The sequence below is a fragment of the Klebsiella sp. Sb-30 genome (assembly GCF_057652795.1).
This window is the reverse complement of the sequence record NZ_CM172749.1, coordinates 3,352,424-3,367,934: the sequence shown is the minus strand read 5'-3', so window position 1 is coordinate 3,367,934 and position 15,511 is coordinate 3,352,424. Positions and strand designations below refer to the sequence as shown.

The following is a 15,511-nucleotide window of genomic DNA, read 5'->3' as shown; positions in this document are numbered from 1 at the left end:
TGCGGACGGCGTTAACGCCGCCGGGCGTTGGCTCAAACAGCGGCGCGCCGGGCGCCGGATCAACGCACCCGGCGGCTGTTGTTCCAGGCGGCGTAGCGGCTCACACGCCGAGGCGGTCGCGCAAGCTGTAGTACGCCGCGCCCATTGCGGTAAACGGAATGCGTAAGCTGCGCCCGCCCGGGAACGGGTAGTGGGGCAGGTTCGCAAAGGCGTCGAAGCGCTCGGCATCCCCGCGCAGCAGCTCGGAGATCAGCCGCCCGGCGAGATGGGTACAGGTGACGCCGTGGCCGCTGTAACCCTGCATATAGTAGATGTTGTTGTCCAGGCGTCCGAACTGCGGCATCCTCGAAAGCGTCAGCAGGAAGTTGCCGGTCCAGCGATAATCGATTTTCACCCCTTTCAGCTGCGGGAAAGTCTTCAGCAGTTTCGGCATGATCAGCCGTTCAACGTCGTCCGGATCGCGGGCGCCGTAGACGACGCCGCCGCCGTACAACAGGCGGTTATCGCCGGTCAGACGGTAGTAGTCCAGCAGGTAGTTGCAGTCTTCCACGCAGTAATTTTTCGGGATCAGCGAACGGGCGACGTCGTCGGACAGCGGCTCGGTGGTGACGACCTGGGTACCGCACGGCATACTGCGTTTGGCCAGCTCCGGCTCCACTTTGTCGCCAAGGTAGGCGTTTCCGGCGACGATCACGTAGCGTGCGGTCACCTGGCCTTTGGCGGTGCTCACCACCGCCGGGCTGGTGTGCTGGATGCGGATGACCGGCGATTGTTCATAAATCCGACCGCCGTTCAGACGAATGGCATCCGCTTCGCCGATGGCCAGATTCAGGGGATGAATATGACCACCGCTATGATCGAGCAGGGCGCCGATATAACGATCGCTGTTGACCTCACGGCGGATGGCATTGGCATCCAGCAGCTCCAGCTGGTTGTTACCGTAGCGCTGCCAGTTGGCTTTCTGCTCTTCCAGAGTTTCCAGCTGTTTGTGGTTCATCGCCACAAACAGGCCGCCGGGGCGATAGTCGCACTGAATCTGATAGCGCTGGATACGTTCGCGGATGATCTCGCCACCTTCAAACATCATGCTGCCGAGCATTCTTGCCGCGTCCGGTCCGTAGGTTTTTTCAATGACGTCAATATCGCGGCTATAGGAGTTAACCAACTGGCCGCCGTTGCGTCCGCTGGCGCCAAAGCCAATTCGGGCGCTTTCCAGCAGCACCACGTCGTAGCCCATTTCGGCAAGATGTAGGGCGGAAGAGAGGCCGGTGTAGCCGCCGCCGACGACGCAGACGTCGCAGCTGATGGATTCGCTCAGCGTCGGAAACGGTGCGTATTTGTTGGCGCTGGCGGCGTAATAACTGGTGGTATGTTCGGTCATGATTAAGACTCCAGAGTCATCCAGATCGTTTTCAGTTCGGTGAATTTTTCCAGCGCGTGCAGAGATTTATCGCGTCCGTTGCCGCTTTGTTTATAGCCGCCAAACGGGACGGTCATATCACCATCGTTATAGTTGTTCACAAAAACGGAGCCCGCTTTCAGGCGGCGGCTCATGCGGTGGGCGCGGGAAAGATCGCGGGTCCAGACCGCTGCGCCCAGGCCGTAATGGCTGTCGTTGGCAAGCCGCAGTGCCTCGGCTTCTGAGGTGAAGCGGGTGACCACCAGTACCGGGCCGAAAATCTCTTCCCGACTCAGGGGAGAGGCCGGATCGACATCAACGAAAATGGTCGGGCCGACGGCGGCCGGCCACGGATTTTTCCGGCCATCGAGCAGTAAGGTGCTGTGACTTTCTCCCACGCGGATAAAACTGTGGACGCTGTCGGCATGGGTGTTATCAATCAACATGCCCATGGTGGTGTTGGGGTCGAGCGGGTTGCCCGGCTGCCAGAGGCGAGCCTGCTCCTGCAGACGGCTGAGGAACTCATCGGCAATGCTCTCTTCAACCAGCAGGCGGGTACCGGCGATGCACACCTGGCCCTGGTTGTAAAAGATGCCGCCGGCGGTGGCGTTGACCGCTTTTTGCAGATCCGGGCAGTCGGCAAAGACGATATTGGCGCTTTTCCCCCCCGCTTCCAGCCAGACGCGCTTCATGTTGCTGTCGCCGGCATCTTTTAACAGCTGTTTGCCGGTGCGGGTAGAGCCGGTAAAGGTGATGACCTCAACGTCCGGGTGCAGCGACAGGGCCTGGCCCGCCTCGTGGCCAAACCCGCTGATCACGTTCAGCACGCCGTCCGGCAGCCCGGCTTCTTTCGCCAGGCCAGCAAGACGCAGGGCGGTGAGCGGTGATTTTTCAGACGGTTTAAGCACGATGCTATTGCCGGTGGCCAGCGCCGGGCCGAGTTTCCAGCAGGCCAGCAGCAGCGGGAAATTCCACGGGACCACGGCGGCAATCACGCCTACCGGCTCACGGACGATCATCGCCAGTTCATTGACGCCGGTAGGGGCGACTTCGCCATACACTTTGTCGATGGCTTCCGCATACCAGCGGATCGCCCGCGCCGCGCCGGGGATATCGTCGCGCAGGCTGTGGCGGATCGGCTTTCCGGTATCGAGCGTCTCCAGCAGCGCCAGCTCTTCACGGTGGCTTTCCATCAGGTCCGCCAGCTTATTGAGCACCGCTTTACGCTGCGCGGGTGAGGTCTGCGACCAGTCGCCGCGTTCAAAAACGCGGCGCGCGGCCTGAACGGCGAGGTCGACGTCGGCCTTTTTACCGCGGGCGACGTGCGCCAGAGTTTGCTGGGCGGCAGGGTCGATGGTTTCAAACGTGGTATTATCGACAGCAGAGCAGTATTCGCCATTAATAAATAACCGCGTTTCAATCTCCATGCTTTTCGCTTTATCCTGCCACCAGGCCAGATGTTTGAAATCCATATAAGACTCCTTAATCACATAATCGAATAGTGGGCATTTCAGACAGCACAGGGCGCAGGGCGTCCCCGGAGTCAGATACCGTCTTTCGCGCGTTTTATTTGCGCGTATTATTGAGGCCAGCAGGAAATAAGATTCCGCACTACGCTGCGTATTATTTGCGTGTTCTTCGCTCCGCCGGAAACAGGGCATCCGACGGAGCAGGCCAGAAGAAAGCCTGAAACCTGCTCAGGCTAAAAAATCAGAATGTGGTGGGAGTATGGGCACTGATAATTCGGCAAATGCCGGCCGAAGTATTGCTGAAACTGTGCGGTATGCCGGTATTTATGGCATAGCTTTGCCCAGCCACCAGATGATACGACTGACCATTTATGACCAGTACGACTTCACCTTCCAGTATGGTGCCAATTTCCTCACCTTGATGTTTGATCCTCTCCCCGGTTGTGGTTCCAGGCTGGTAAGTTTCAAAAATCATCGCCAGCGTACGGTTCGGATTTCCGTTATGCACCAGCTTCATCGAAACCCCCTGACTGCCGATTTCGATAAGGTCATCCTGATTAATAACCACCTGCGGTTCATCAGGTTTTTCTGGTTCAGAAAAGAATTCCGAGAGCGACAGCCCATAAACTTTCAGCAGCTTTTGCAGCGTACTGATGGCAGGACTGACTTTGTCCTGTTCTATGGTACTGATGGCACTATGTGTTAACCCAGACAGTTCGGCGGCACGACGTTGTGAGAGACCCAGCTGTTGGCGGATCTCTGACAGACGTTTTCCTGGCGCCAGTCCGTCATCGCTCATATTTGCATTTCCTTAACTGTAATGGTCAGAGTCGCGGCTTTTCAGCCATGCGCTTCTGACAGGCGGTGATAAAACCTTCAAACAACAAACGCGACAGGGCGTATTCACTACTGTTCCATTCCGGATGCCACTGTACCCCCAGCGCGAAGGGGTGGTCATTAACGCTGACCGCTTCTGCCAGCCCATCGGAAGAACGGGCTTCGACGCGCAGACGCGAGCTTAATGTCTTTGCTCCCTGCCCATGTAGCGAGTTTACCCAAAACGTGTTGCAGCCCGGTATTAACTGAGAAAGTAATCCTCCTTGCTGAACCTGTACTTCGTGAGACGGCGCATATTGCTGCTCAACCGGCAGTTCCGGATCTTCGCGATGTTCGAGGAGCTCCGGCTGCTCGAAAAGACGACGATACAGAGTCCCACCGGTGGCGACAACCAGTTCCTGTAACCCACGGCAGATGGCGAAAATGGGGATGCGCCTTTCGAGTGCGGCGTTAATCAGTGCCATGCTCAGAAGATCACGCCCGGGATCGGCGTCAGGCTCATCGCCGTTTTCACCATAAAGGTGCGGCTGCACATTGCTGGGGCTGCCCGGCAGGTAAATTCCGTCCAGTTGAGGTAACAACGCGGCAAGCAGTTCCGGTTCAGCCAGCGCATGCGGCAGGGCAATCGGTAATCCACCGGCGTTAATTATTGCATTCAGGTATTTTTCTTGCAGGGTCTGGGTCTGGTGACCCTTCAGCCTGTTCCTGCACATCACGACACCAATAACTGGCTTGTACATTATATTTTCCATGATCGCCCTCACAAAGTGGACTAAATTATGACCATTTAGCGCTTTAAATGGCCATATCGTTCAATATTTTCTCAATCTAGCAGTGAGAATTGCCGTTTGCAAACTTAATTTAACATTTGACAAACATTTTGTTTGCATACACATTCGAAGAGTGGACATTATATTTAACGGCAAGAAAGCCCGGCTCCGAAACCAACACAACGGCGGTGAATGATGGAAACCAATATTGTAGAAGTTGAGAATTTTGTTCAGCAGTCAGAAGAGAGACGGGGCAGCGCATTCACCTGGGAAGTGAAGCGCTACCTTGAGCAGTATCCGAATACGCAGTATGTCGATGTGCTGCTGACCGATCTGAACGGCTGTTTCCGCGGGAAGCGCATCCCGGTCTCCAGCCTGAGCAAACTGGAAAAAGGGTGCTACTTCCCGGCCTCCGTTTTTGCCATGGATATTCTGGGAAATGTGGTAGAAGAGGCCGGTCTCGGCCAGGAGATGGGGGAACCGGACTGCACCTGCGTACCGGTACCGGGTACCTTAACGCCTTCTGCTGCCGACCCGGCATTTATCGCGCAGCTGCAGCTGACCATGGTTGATGAAGATGGCGCTCCCTTTGACGTTGAGCCGCGGAACGTTCTCAATCGACTCTGGCAGCAGCTGCGCCAGCGTGGGTTGTTCCCCGTGGTAGCGGTAGAGCTGGAGTTCTATTTACTCGATCGTAAACGCGATGCTGAAGGCTATCTCCAGCCGCCTTGCGCGCCGGGTACCGGCGATCGCAACACCCAAAGCCAGGTCTATTCCGTGGATAACCTCAACCACTTCGCCGACGTGCTCAACGATATTGATGAGCTGGCCCAGCTGCAGCTGATTCCGGCCGATGGCGCGGTGGCAGAAGCGTCGCCGGGTCAGTTCGAAATCAACCTTCATCATACCGATAACGTGCTGGATGCCTGCGATGATGCGCTGGCGTTAAAACGCCTCGTGCGTTTGATGGCCGAGAAGCATAAGATGCATGCCACTTTTATGGCCAAGCCTTATGAAGAACATGCCGGTAGCGGGATGCATATCCATATCAGCATGCAAAACAACAAGGGTGAAAACGTCCTCGCGGATGCCAATGGCGAAGATTCTGCGCTGTTGAAACGCGCGCTCGCCGGGATGATTGACCTGATGCCGGCGTCGATGGCGCTGCTGGCGCCAAACGTCAACTCATACCGCCGCTTCCAGCCGGGTATGTATGTGCCGACGCAGGCCTCCTGGGGGCATAACAACCGGACGGTGGCGCTGCGGATCCCCTGCGGCGACCGCCAGAATCACCGCGTGGAGTATCGCGTGGCGGGGGCCGACGCCAACCCGTATCTGGTGATGGCGGCGATTTTTGCCGGCATTTTGCACGGTCTGGACAATACGCTGCCGTTGCAGGAAGAGGTGGAAGGCAACGGCCTGGAGCAGGAAGGGCTGCCGTTCCCGATCCGTCAAAGCGATGCGCTGTGGGAGTTTATGCAAAACGATAGCCTGCGCGAGCGCCTGGGTGAACGTTTCTGCCACGTTTACCACGCCTGTAAACATGACGAATTACTGCAATTTGAGCGTCTTATCACAGAAACAGAAATTGAGTGGATGTTGAAAAACGCCTGATTGTCGCCCCGCAAGGGGCCTGTAGATTTGATCGACAAGTAGCATCATACGGCCTGAGCGGAGCCTGGTCGGACGTTTTTGCTGGGAGTCCAGCCATTTCCCGGATGTCGCGTAAAGGAGCGCAGGCGATAACGGGGCTTCAGTTAACGACACAGTGTGTGACGAGGTAAGAGATGACGCCGATGTTCAAATATCCGCAGGGAGAAGGGGGCCATGAAGGCCGCAATAACACAGAATTAACCGCCGTAAGTCGATACGTTTTAACCGATTATTTATGCCTTACCCCCTTGCTAAGCAGGTTTGTTACCCGGTCATTGCGCCTACAAACCCACGTTTACATGGGGGGGTATGACTATGGCTGCTAACGCTTCTCTCGATATCTCATCCGAGGCGGGAAAACCTCGTCTGCGTAAGTCGCTCAAGCTCTGGCAGGTGGTGGTTATGGGGCTGGCCTATCTCACGCCGATGTCGGTATTTGATACGTTTGGTATTGTGTCGGGTATCAGCAATGGCCACGTGCCGGCCTCCTATATTCTGGCGTTGGCTGGGGTACTGTTCACCGCTATTAGCTATGGCAAGCTGGTCCGTCAGTTCCCCGAAGCGGGGTCGGCGTATACCTATGCGCAGAAGTCGATCAGTCCGCACGTGGGCTTTATGGTGGGCTGGTCGTCGCTGCTGGATTATCTTTTCTTACCGATGATCAACGTGCTGCTGGCGAAGATTTATCTGTCGGCGCTGTTCCCGGAGGTGCCGCCGTGGATCTGGGTGGTAGGTTTTGTCGCGATTCTGACCGCGGCGAATCTTAAAAGCGTCAATCTGGTGGCCAACTTCAATACGCTGTTTGTGCTGGTGCAGATTGCGATCATGGTGGTCTTTATCTTCCTGGTGGTGCAGGGATTACATAAGGGAGAAGGGGTCGGGACCGTCTGGTCGCTGCAACCGTTCATCAGCCAGAATGCCCATCTGATTCCGATTATCACCGGGGCGACGATTGTCTGTTTCTCGTTCCTCGGTTTTGATGCGGTCACCACGCTATCGGAAGAGACGCCGGATGCCGCGCGCACCATTCCGAAAGCCATTTTCCTGACGGCGGTCTATGGCGGGATTATCTTTATCGTCGCCTCCTTCTTTATGCAGCTCTTTTTCCCCGATATCAGCCGCTTTAAGGATCCGGATGCGGCGCTGCCGGAAATTGCGCTGTACGTTGGCGGAAAACTGTTCCAGTCGATTTTCCTCTGCACCACCTTCGTCAACACGCTGGCCTCGGGTCTGGCCTCACACGCCAGCGTCTCCCGCCTGCTGTACGTCATGGGGCGCGATAACGTCTTTCCGGAGCGTATTTTTGGCTATGTGCATCCGAAATGGCGGACTCCGGCCCTCAACGTGCTGATGGTGGGCGTGGTGGCGATGTCGGCGCTGTTCTTTGATCTGGTGACCGCGACGGCGCTGATTAACTTTGGCGCGCTGGTGGCGTTTACCTTCGTCAACCTGTCGGTGTTCAACCACTTCTGGCGGCGTAAAGGCTATAACAAAACGTGGAAGGATCGCGTGCACTACCTGATTCTACCGCTGATTGGCGCGGCGACGGTGGCGGTGCTGTGGGTTAACCTGGAGGTAACATCATTGACCCTCGGTCTGGTGTGGGCGGCGGTAGGGCTGCTGTATCTGACCTGGTTGACCCGTCGCTTCCGTCAGCCTCCGCCGCAGTTCGATGGCCGCAAAGCGGAGCAGGCCTGGGAGTCGTAACCGTTCAGACTGAACAGGAAGTAAAGAATAAAAGCAGGCATAACGCCTGCTTTTATTCTTCTATGATGCGTCGTGGCGCAACGTGGTATATCGAGAGGGGCTATTTTTTCTTCTTATGGGTCGGGAGCTGGCTGGCGCGGCGTTCTTTGACGTATGACACCAGACTGTAAATCGCCACTCCCAGCAAAATGACCGCGACAACAATGAGAATAATACCGGACATAAGCGATCCTGGGCTTGAGTTGAAAACCATGAACTCTATTAAGTTACGTGTAAGATAGCATCAGGATGTGTCCGAAATATGACTCGTTTTTCGGTTAAAATCGAAAAAAATCAGGATGATAAAACCATGCTGACCGGTCTGAAGCGCCGTTTCGTCGGTCGGGTAACACTCCGTTAAGTGATTTTACAGACGTACAGCCCGCGGGCTGATACCCTGCATTTGAGTAAGAATTATCTGAGAGTAATGCATGCGTAATCAACATATCGTCGGCCTGGTTGGGCTGACTCTTATCCTGACTTCATTTGCCGGCGCAGCGGAGTCAGATCGCCAACAAACCCGCGAACGCATCATGGATCAGGTGCTAAAACCCTGTGAAGGCAAAAAAGCGGGGGACAAAGTAGTGATGGTCGATCGCCGCGGCGGCGAACATCAGGCGATCTGCACGCTGGCGGCGGTACCGCTACCGGAGTAACCCCCGCCGCCGCCGGGTCAGAGATTTCCCGTGCCGCCATCCACCCGCAGTTCGCTGCCGAGGACGTAGCTGGACTCATCCGATGCCAGATACAGAGCGGCGTTGGCCAGTTCCTGCGGCGTGCCCATCCGTCCCAGCGGCACCAGGTTTTTGATCTCCTCCTGCAGGTCGCTCAAGGCCTGGGCGCTGAGGCCCAGCTTATCCAGCGCCGGGGTGCGCACGGGGCCCGGACTCAGGCCATTCACCCGGATCCCGCGCGGCAGCAGCTCCGCCGACAGGGTGCGCGCCAGCGACAGCAGCCCGGCTTTACTGGCGGCATAGGCGCTGCTGGTGGGCAGGCCGATGTGGGCGCTGACCGATCCGCAAAGAATGACCGACGCCGGGTTGGCGAGCAGCGGCAGCAGCGCCTGCAGCAAGAAGAACGGCCCTTTCAGGTTGATATTCATCAATCGATCCCACTCCGCTTCGCGCCAGTCGCCGAAGGGGGCGTGGGTGACATCACCGGCGTTGACGAACACCACATCCAGCTGCGGCCAGCGGTCGGCGAGGGTTGCGGCCAGCTGGCGCTGCCCGGCGGCGTCGCCGGAATCGGCGGCGATGACCCAGCCATTGTCACCCAATAGCGCCTGCGCCTGCTCAAGGGCGAGCGGATTACGCCCGGTCACCGCCACCTGCGCCCCTTCGGCGATAAACGTCTGCGCCGTCGCGAGACCAATCCCGCTGGTGCCGCCGGTGATCAGCGCATATTTTCCTGCTAAACGTCCCATTATCTTCTCCTGACTGTGCTCTGGAAAAGGGACTATAAAAGCTTTAGTATCCAAAGGATACCAGGTACCAATTGGATACTAATGAGGCGAAAGGTGTGCTATGGCGAAGAGAGCGGCGCGCGTCGGGGAAAATAATTTTGTGCAGCATGCGTGCCCGATGACCGATTTTGTGAATCTGATTGCCGGGAAGTGGGCGATCCCGATTCTCTACCGGCTGATTGTCCTTAATGCGCCGGTGCGCTTCGGCGAGCTGCTGCGCGCGGCGGCGCCGATTACGCAAAAAGAGCTGACCCGCCAGCTGCGGCTGTTCGAGCAGCGCGGGCTGGTGTCGCGCTGCGTCTATCCCGAAATTCCCCCCCGCGTTGAATATCAGATAACTGTCCTGGGGCTGTCGATGCGCAGTGCGCTTCAGCCGCTGGCGGAGTGGATGAGTCAGCACGGCCACCTGCTCAAACGTTAAGCCCGGCGATAGCGCGGCGCCGGTTGGCCGGTGCGTGCACTGCCGAACAGCGCGAGTCTCGCCTGGTCGAAATGGGTCCACAGCGCCAGATCGTGAACCGGCGGCAGGGTGATATTCTCGCCCTGATCGAGGCCGCTCAGCGCCGCGTCCACCAGATCTTCCGTCGTCATCACCGATCCTGCCGGCAGGGCGTCAAGAGCGACGCCGGAGGTGGGCCACAGATCCGTCGCGGTTGCCGCCGGAAGCACCGCCTGAATACGCACACCGCTGTCGGCAAACTCTTCCTGAAGCGCGCGGGTAAAGCTCAGCACCCACGCTTTGCTGGCGCTGTAGACGGCGCTGCCCGGTAGCGCATGCAGCGCAAGGATTGAGGCGATATTGATCAGCGTCCCCTGACCTCGGGGGCTGAAGGCGGCCAACGCAGCATAGCTCAGGCGCAGCAGAGCGGTGGTATTCAGGGTATGAATCATCTGATGCTCGCGCACATCCGCGCTCAGCAATCCTCCCATTTTCGCCGTGCCGGCGTTATTAATCACCAGCGCAATCGTCGGATCCGACTGCAGGCGCGCTTCAACGGCGCGGATACCGCTTTCTTCGCTCAGGTCTGCCTTTAGCACGTCGGCCCGAATGCCATACTGGCGTTGCAGATCCTCGGCGAGGGCCTGCAAACGTTCTTCACGGCGTGCGACCAGAATCAGGTGATAGCCGCGCGCGGCGAGACGTTCGGCATACAGGGCGCCGATGCCGGAAGATGCGCCGGTAATTAACGCGGTTTGGGAAGGGATCGTCATGGCGTTACCTCAAGTAATATGGTTGCATTATTAAACCAAATTCAGCATGAGTTAAATGGTTTAATAATGCAACCAATATGTAAGGATTATTTTATTATGAGAAATGATTAAAACAGAATAATAATTAAAATCAGTCTGTTACAGGTAGTCTGGTGGTGATGTCATCGGGTCGGAGCGTCCGGCCATCGGCGGCCTGCAGCACCAGTTTGCGCAGCGGCTGGCGCGTGAGATTATCAATCAATACGGTGGCGGGTTCGTCGGGCGTCAACAGATACTCGTCGGCCCATTGCGCCAGCGCCACCAGCACAGTTTGCAGCCCACGCCCCTTTTCGGTAAGCACGTACTCCTGCCATGCGCTACCGTCTGAAGCGGGCTGCATCGTGAGAATACCTTCATCCACCAGCATTTTTAGCCGCCCGGCGAGCATGTTCTTAGCAATGCCAAGGTGCTTTTGAAATTCGCTGAAGCGCCGGGTCCCCCCCAAGGCATCGCGGACAATGAGTAGCGACCACCAGTCGCCAATGACGTCAAGTGAGCGGGCAATAGGGCAACTGCTGTTTTCCAGACGGGTACGTTTCACGAGAGCTCCTGTGGCTTCAGTTGTTTTATTATAAAACTATTTCCCCGGGCTGAGAAAAGTTTCTCCCGTTGCGTCAGTTTGCGAGCCGTCGTGCGGAAAAATGTCATCAATTTGTCACAATGTAAGCGATGATAATCACTGACTGAGGATTAAGGGATGCAAAAGAGTCTACTCGCCAGCGTCGTGGCCGGCGCCATATTGTTATCGACGGCTGCCCAGGCTGAGGAACAGACGGCACCGCAGGGCTATCAGCTACAGCAGGTGTTGATCATGAGTCGCCACAACCTGCGCGCGCCGCTGGCCAACAACGGCAGCGTGCTGGAGCAGTCAACGCCGAAATCATGGCCGGAGTGGGATGTGCCCGGCGGTCAGCTGACCACGAAGGGCGGAGTGCTTGAGGTCTATATGGGGCACTATATGCGTGAATGGCTGGCGCAGCAGGGGCTGGTCACCCGCGGTGAGTGTCCGCCGGAGAATACCGTTTACGCTTACGCCAACAGTCTGCAACGTACCGTGGCGACCGCGCAGTTCTTTATAACCGGCGCCTTCCCAGGCTGTGGAGTCACGGTTCATCACCAGCCGCAAATGGGCACCATGGACCCGACGTTTAACCCGGTGATTACCGACGATTCTGCCGCCTTTAGCGAAAAAGCCGTACAGGCGATGGAAAAAGAGCGGCAGACAATGCAGCTGGCCGACAGCTACAAGCTACTCGAAGTGATGACGGACTATCAAAATTCACCCTCCTGTAAAGAGAAGCAGCAGTGCTCGCTGAGCGACGGCAAAGATACCTTCAGCGCAAAATATCAGCAGGAACCGGGTGTTTCCGGGCCGTTAAAGGTGGGTAATTCGCTGGTTGATGCCTTCACGCTGCAGTATTACGAAGGGTATCCGCTGGATCAGGTGGCGTGGGGTGAGATAAAAACCGACAAACAGTGGCAGGTGTTATCGAAGCTGAAAAACGGCTATCAGGATAGCCTGTTCACCTCGGCAGAAGTGGCGCGCAACGTGGCTAAACCGCTGGTGAAATATATCGATAAAGCGCTGGTCAGCGATCCCGCTCAGGCGGCGAAAGTGACGCTGCTGGTGGGGCACGATTCCAATATTGCCTCACTGCTGACGGCATTAGACTTCAGACCTTATCAGCTGCATGACCAGTATGAACGCACCCCGATCGGCGGGAAGATCGTTTTCCAGCGCTGGCATGATAGCGGCGCTAACCGCGAGCTGATGAAAATTGAGTATGTGTATCAAAGCACGGCGCAGCTGCGCAATACCGAAACCTTAACCCTGCAATCCCCGCCGCAGCGCGTGACCCTGGCGCTGAACGGCTGCCCGGTGGATGCCAACGGCTTCTGTCCGATGGAGACCTTTAAGCAGGTGATGAACGACGCGGCGAAATAGAAAAAACGGACCGGCCATGGCTGGTCGGTCCGGGTTTTGTTTTGTTGGCCCGATCGTGCGCCGGGCGCTTCGGGTTATACGTTTTTGCGCTCGATGGTTTGCTCACCCCAGAAAAGGGCGTCTTTATCTGTTTTCGCGAAGGCCAAAGAGAGCACTTCATCGCTGCCTTCTTCCCAGATTTTTTCTGCTAACTTCTCATCGTATTTGGCTAATTCAAAAATCGCTTCGGCGATCTCTAAAGAGGTATTTCGTAAACTTGCCCATTCACCCACGTGGTGGGCTTTCGCTTCTTGAGTTGGCATGCAAATCCTCCTGCTGAAGGTTAGCCGTGTAGTTTAACTGCCAGTCCTGCGACATGTTCACCCTGATAGCGGGCGATCGCCAGCTCTTCCTGACTTGGCTGACGGGAACCATCGCCGCCGGCGATAGTGGTTGCGCCATACGGTGTGCCGCCGCGCACCGCCGACACATCAAAAAGCTCCTGGGCACCGTAGCCGATAGGGACAATCACCATCCCATGGTGGGCAAGCGTTGTCCAGGTAGAGGTAATGGTCTGCTCTTGTCCACCGCCGGTACCGGTAGAGCTAAAGACGCTGGCCAGTTTGCCGTACAGTGCGCCCGATGCCCACAGGCCGCCGGTCTGATCGAGGAAGGTGCGCATTTGCCCGGACATATTGCCGAAGCGGGTGGGGGTACCAAAGATGATAGCATCATACTCTGCCAGTTCCTGCGGCGTGGCGACGGGCGCATTTTGCGTTTTCCCGCCTGCTTTGGCGAACGCCTCAGCTTGCATAGTTTCCGGCACGCGCTTCACGACCACCTCAACGCCGTCTACTTTGTTCGCCCCTTCGGCGACGGCATGAGCCATGGTTTCGATGTGTCCATACATTGAATAATAAAGCACCAGAATTTTAGCCATTTGCATCACTCCTCGGTTGCGTTTGAGACCAGCCAAACGACTGGCTACCTTTAAAGATAAGGCCTCTGGCTAAGAGTGCAAATCTAACAATCATTTATTTGATTTATAACAAAATTGCAAAGAACGCGTTTGTCGCAAAAAGAAACATCTTTATCCGCCCGCTTTTCATCAGCCATAAGAGACGCTTAGCGCGGCGCGGACGGCGGTAAATCCGTTGCGGGCGTCAAATTATTACAGAATGTTACTATTTACCTGGCGAATGAGTTTCATTCACTACGCTTAACAGCACGCAATACGAAAAATGGCCATGCCATATGCCGCTGAGTCGCGGCCTCGTATTGTACGCAATGCAAGATGATGTCTAACCAAGTGGAGGTCAGTGATGGCAAACCATCGTGGCGGTTCCGGCAATTTTGCTGAGGATCGTGAAAGAGCATCAGAAGCAGGTCGTAAGGGTGGCCAGCATAGCGGGGGGAACTTCAAAAACGATCCCCAGCGCGCCTCGGAAGCAGGCAAAAAAGGGGGGAAAAACAGTCACGGCAATCGTCATAGCTGATCGGCGCGGCTGACTGTGTTCGATGTGGCTATCCTCTCCTCGGCGCCAGCCACATTCTCCTCGCCGCCGGCATTCGCCGGCGGTTTTTATTGCCCATCGCGAGAGCCTGCTGGCAGCGCATAGAGGGTGGGGCGACACCCTCTTCGCCGCCCATAAGCGCTGCGATTTAAACGGGGGTGACGCCGGGCTGTTCTGCTTCACGTGCGCGGCGGTTAAGCAGCGCGTGAAGTAAAATGGCGCCGAAGGTGGCCGTTCCGATCCCGCCAAGGGTAAACCCGCCCAGCGACAGGGCAAAATCGCCGGCACCGAGCACCAGCGTGACCGCCACCATGATCAGATTGCTGTTCTGGCTCAGATCAACCCGATTCTGCACCCAGATACGGGCGCCGGCGACCGCAATCAAGCCAAACACCACGATCGACGCGCCGCCGATAACCGGCCCGGGAATGGTGTGGATTAACGCGCCAAACTTCGGTGAAAAGCCGAGTAAAATGGCAATCAGCGCGGCGGCTACGAACACCAGGGTGGAATAGACTTTGGTCACCGCCATCACGCCGATATTTTCGGCATAGGTGGTCACGCCGCTGCCGCCAACCGCGCCGGAGAGCATCGTCGCCAGCCCGTCACCGACGAACGCCCGTCCCATATAAGGATCCATATTGCGTCCGGTCATTCCGGCGACCGCTTTCAGATGCCCCAGGTTTTCCGCCACCAGAATCACCGCCACCGGGGCTATCAGCATCATTGCCTGGCCGTCAAAGGTCGGGGCGGTAAAGTGCGGCAGCCCGAACCACGCCGCCTGGTGGAGTAAGGTAAAGTCGAGCGGTTTACCCAGCCCGAGGAGATTCGCCAGCAGCGCGTACAGCCCGCAGGCGACGATCAGGCCAACGAGAATCAGCAGCCGCTGGATCATCCCGCGGGTAAAAACCGCCACCAGTCCAATACAGAGTACGGTCAGCACCGCAATCCAGCCATCGAAGGCGGAGGCGGAGACGCTGTGCACGGCGATAGGGGCGAGATTGAGCCCAATGGCCATCACCACCGCGCCGGTCACTACCGGCGGCATCAGTCGTTCAATCCAGCGGGTACCGATTTTCATCACCACGACGCCAATCAGGGTGTAGACCAGGCCGCAGGCGATAATCCCCCCGAGGGCAACGCTAAGGTGCGGATTGAGTCCCTGCCCATTAAAGCCGGTGACGGCGATAACCACGCCGATGAAGGCGGCGCTGGAGCCCAGGTAGCTTGGCACCCGGCCGCCGGTCACGAGGAAAAACAGTAGCGTGCCGATACCGGACAATAAAATCGCCAGGTTAGGATCCAGCCCCATCAGGATGGGCATCAGCACCGTGGCGCCAAACATGGCGACCGCGTGCTGGACGCCCATGACCATCGTTTGTCCGACGGAGAGGCGTTCATCGGGGGCCACCACGCCGGACGCGGCGGAAGGGGAGGTCAACTGCCAGCGAGGAAAATCGAAAAGTGCCATGATGATATCCCGGGT

17 protein-coding genes are annotated in these 15,511 nt (G+C 57.1%); 6 read left to right on the top strand and 11 right to left on the bottom strand.

Features of this window, described 5'->3' with window-relative positions; translation table 11 throughout:
- Nucleotides 1-100: 100 nt before the first annotated feature.
- From AC236I_RS15785 to puuD, 4 genes are all read right to left on the bottom strand, one after another.
- A complete protein-coding gene (locus tag AC236I_RS15785; protein WP_099843175.1) occupies nucleotides 101-1,381 on the bottom strand; it encodes an NAD(P)/FAD-dependent oxidoreductase in 1,281 nt (426 codons plus the stop codon).
- 2 nt (nucleotides 1,382-1,383) lie between these two features.
- Nucleotides 1,384-2,871, bottom strand: coding sequence for an aldehyde dehydrogenase PuuC (gene puuC, locus AC236I_RS15780; protein ID WP_015584678.1), 1,488 nt, complete (start codon nucleotides 2,869-2,871; stop codon nucleotides 1,384-1,386).
- Nucleotides 2,872-3,109: 238 nt separating this feature from the next.
- Entirely contained in the window at nucleotides 3,110-3,667 is a 558-nt protein-coding gene (puuR, locus tag AC236I_RS15775; RefSeq protein WP_004860381.1) for an HTH-type transcriptional regulator PuuR, read from the bottom strand.
- A 25-nt stretch (nucleotides 3,668-3,692) separates the two neighbouring features.
- Entirely contained in the window at nucleotides 3,693-4,445 is a 753-nt protein-coding gene (gene puuD / locus AC236I_RS15770; RefSeq protein WP_195874263.1) for a gamma-glutamyl-gamma-aminobutyrate hydrolase, read from the bottom strand.
- 225 nt (nucleotides 4,446-4,670) lie between these two features.
- On the opposite strand from puuD, the gene AC236I_RS15765 reads away from it, so the two are divergent.
- A complete protein-coding gene (locus AC236I_RS15765; RefSeq protein WP_004860385.1) occupies nucleotides 4,671-6,089 on the top strand; it encodes a glutamine synthetase family protein in 1,419 nt (472 codons plus the stop codon).
- Between the two features lie 354 nt (nucleotides 6,090-6,443).
- Nucleotides 6,444-7,835: an APC family permease gene (locus tag AC236I_RS15760; RefSeq protein ID WP_413698002.1), complete on the top strand. Its 1,392-nt coding sequence runs from the start codon at nucleotides 6,444-6,446 to the stop codon at nucleotides 7,833-7,835.
- A gap of 100 nt (nucleotides 7,836-7,935) precedes the next feature.
- Here AC236I_RS15760 and AC236I_RS15755 read toward each other — a convergent pair whose 3' ends face one another.
- Nucleotides 7,936-8,058: a small membrane protein gene (locus AC236I_RS15755; protein WP_004860391.1), complete on the bottom strand. Its 123-nt coding sequence runs from the start codon at nucleotides 8,056-8,058 to the stop codon at nucleotides 7,936-7,938.
- Between the two features lie 247 nt (nucleotides 8,059-8,305).
- On the opposite strand from AC236I_RS15755, the gene AC236I_RS15750 reads away from it, so the two are divergent.
- Complete coding sequence (locus tag AC236I_RS15750; protein WP_004860396.1) at nucleotides 8,306-8,530, top strand: hypothetical protein; 225 nt, start codon at nucleotides 8,306-8,308, stop codon at nucleotides 8,528-8,530.
- Between the two features lie 17 nt (nucleotides 8,531-8,547).
- Here AC236I_RS15750 and AC236I_RS15745 read toward each other — a convergent pair whose 3' ends face one another.
- A complete protein-coding gene (locus tag AC236I_RS15745; RefSeq protein WP_004860398.1) occupies nucleotides 8,548-9,297 on the bottom strand; it encodes an SDR family oxidoreductase in 750 nt (249 codons plus the stop codon).
- 100 nt (nucleotides 9,298-9,397) lie between these two features.
- Here AC236I_RS15745 and AC236I_RS15740 point away from each other — a divergent pair, with 100 nt between their 5' ends.
- A complete protein-coding gene (locus AC236I_RS15740) occupies nucleotides 9,398-9,757 on the top strand; it encodes a winged helix-turn-helix transcriptional regulator (protein WP_128320951.1) in 360 nt (119 codons plus the stop codon).
- Here the strand turns inward: AC236I_RS15740 and AC236I_RS15735 are convergent.
- Entirely contained in the window at nucleotides 9,754-10,548 is a 795-nt protein-coding gene (locus AC236I_RS15735; protein ID WP_152292384.1) for an SDR family NAD(P)-dependent oxidoreductase, read from the bottom strand. The two genes, AC236I_RS15740 and AC236I_RS15735, sit on opposite strands and share 4 nt — an antisense overlap.
- 130 nt (nucleotides 10,549-10,678) lie before the next feature.
- Nucleotides 10,679-11,128: a winged helix-turn-helix transcriptional regulator gene (locus AC236I_RS15730; protein WP_004860404.1), complete on the bottom strand. Its 450-nt coding sequence runs from the start codon at nucleotides 11,126-11,128 to the stop codon at nucleotides 10,679-10,681.
- 156 nt (nucleotides 11,129-11,284) lie between these two features.
- Here AC236I_RS15730 and agp point away from each other — a divergent pair, with 156 nt between their 5' ends.
- Nucleotides 11,285-12,532 carry a bifunctional glucose-1-phosphatase/inositol phosphatase gene (gene agp / locus AC236I_RS15725; protein WP_065906292.1) on the top strand — a complete coding sequence of 416 codons (1,248 nt, stop codon included), beginning with the start codon at nucleotides 11,285-11,287 and terminating at the stop codon, nucleotides 12,530-12,532.
- A 74-nt stretch (nucleotides 12,533-12,606) separates the two neighbouring features.
- On the opposite strand, the gene AC236I_RS15720 is transcribed toward agp, so the two are convergent.
- Together AC236I_RS15720 and wrbA are read right to left on the bottom strand one after the other, a co-directional pair.
- Nucleotides 12,607-12,834: a YccJ family protein gene (locus AC236I_RS15720; RefSeq protein WP_004860407.1), complete on the bottom strand. Its 228-nt coding sequence runs from the start codon at nucleotides 12,832-12,834 to the stop codon at nucleotides 12,607-12,609.
- 20 nt (nucleotides 12,835-12,854) lie between these two features.
- A complete protein-coding gene (gene wrbA, locus AC236I_RS15715; RefSeq protein ID WP_004860410.1) occupies nucleotides 12,855-13,451 on the bottom strand; it encodes an NAD(P)H:quinone oxidoreductase in 597 nt (198 codons plus the stop codon).
- A 382-nt stretch (nucleotides 13,452-13,833) separates the two neighbouring features.
- Between wrbA and AC236I_RS15710 the strand changes: the two genes are divergently transcribed.
- Nucleotides 13,834-14,007 carry a con-10 family general stress protein gene (locus AC236I_RS15710; RefSeq protein WP_004860412.1) on the top strand — a complete coding sequence of 58 codons (174 nt, stop codon included), beginning with the start codon at nucleotides 13,834-13,836 and terminating at the stop codon, nucleotides 14,005-14,007.
- Between the two features lie 166 nt (nucleotides 14,008-14,173).
- On the opposite strand, the gene rutG is transcribed toward AC236I_RS15710, so the two are convergent.
- A complete protein-coding gene (gene rutG, locus AC236I_RS15705; protein ID WP_487608544.1) occupies nucleotides 14,174-15,496 on the bottom strand; it encodes a pyrimidine utilization transport protein G in 1,323 nt (440 codons plus the stop codon).
- Nucleotides 15,497-15,511: the final 15 nt, after the last annotated feature.

Excerpts from the sequence above, each read along its gene's own strand:
- AC236I_RS15785 (WP_099843175.1), bottom strand. The coding sequence starts at position 1,381 with ATGACCGAACATACCACCAGTTATTACGCCGCCAGCGCCAACAAATAC.
- puuC (WP_015584678.1), bottom strand. The coding sequence starts at position 2,871 with ATGGATTTCAAACATCTGGCCTGGTGGCAGGATAAAGCGAAAAGCATG.
- puuR (WP_004860381.1), bottom strand. The coding sequence starts at position 3,667 with ATGAGCGATGACGGACTGGCGCCAGGAAAACGTCTGTCAGAGATCCGC.
- puuD (WP_195874263.1), bottom strand. The coding sequence starts at position 4,445 with ATGTACAAGCCAGTTATTGGTGTCGTGATGTGCAGGAACAGGCTGAAG.
- AC236I_RS15765 (WP_004860385.1), top strand. The coding sequence starts at position 4,671 with ATGGAAACCAATATTGTAGAAGTTGAGAATTTTGTTCAGCAGTCAGAA.
- AC236I_RS15760 (WP_413698002.1), top strand. The coding sequence starts at position 6,444 with ATGGCTGCTAACGCTTCTCTCGATATCTCATCCGAGGCGGGAAAACCT.
- AC236I_RS15755 (WP_004860391.1), bottom strand. The coding sequence starts at position 8,058 with ATGTCCGGTATTATTCTCATTGTTGTCGCGGTCATTTTGCTGGGAGTG.
- AC236I_RS15750 (WP_004860396.1), top strand. The coding sequence starts at position 8,306 with ATGCGTAATCAACATATCGTCGGCCTGGTTGGGCTGACTCTTATCCTG.
- AC236I_RS15745 (WP_004860398.1), bottom strand. The coding sequence starts at position 9,297 with ATGGGACGTTTAGCAGGAAAATATGCGCTGATCACCGGCGGCACCAGC.
- AC236I_RS15740 (WP_128320951.1), top strand. The coding sequence starts at position 9,398 with ATGGCGAAGAGAGCGGCGCGCGTCGGGGAAAATAATTTTGTGCAGCAT.
- AC236I_RS15735 (WP_152292384.1), bottom strand. The coding sequence starts at position 10,548 with ATGACGATCCCTTCCCAAACCGCGTTAATTACCGGCGCATCTTCCGGC.
- agp (WP_065906292.1), top strand. The coding sequence starts at position 11,285 with ATGCAAAAGAGTCTACTCGCCAGCGTCGTGGCCGGCGCCATATTGTTA.
- AC236I_RS15720 (WP_004860407.1), bottom strand. The coding sequence starts at position 12,834 with ATGCCAACTCAAGAAGCGAAAGCCCACCACGTGGGTGAATGGGCAAGT.
- wrbA (WP_004860410.1), bottom strand. The coding sequence starts at position 13,451 with ATGGCTAAAATTCTGGTGCTTTATTATTCAATGTATGGACACATCGAA.
- AC236I_RS15710 (WP_004860412.1), top strand. The coding sequence starts at position 13,834 with ATGGCAAACCATCGTGGCGGTTCCGGCAATTTTGCTGAGGATCGTGAA.
- rutG (WP_487608544.1), bottom strand. The coding sequence starts at position 15,496 with ATGGCACTTTTCGATTTTCCTCGCTGGCAGTTGACCTCCCCTTCCGCC.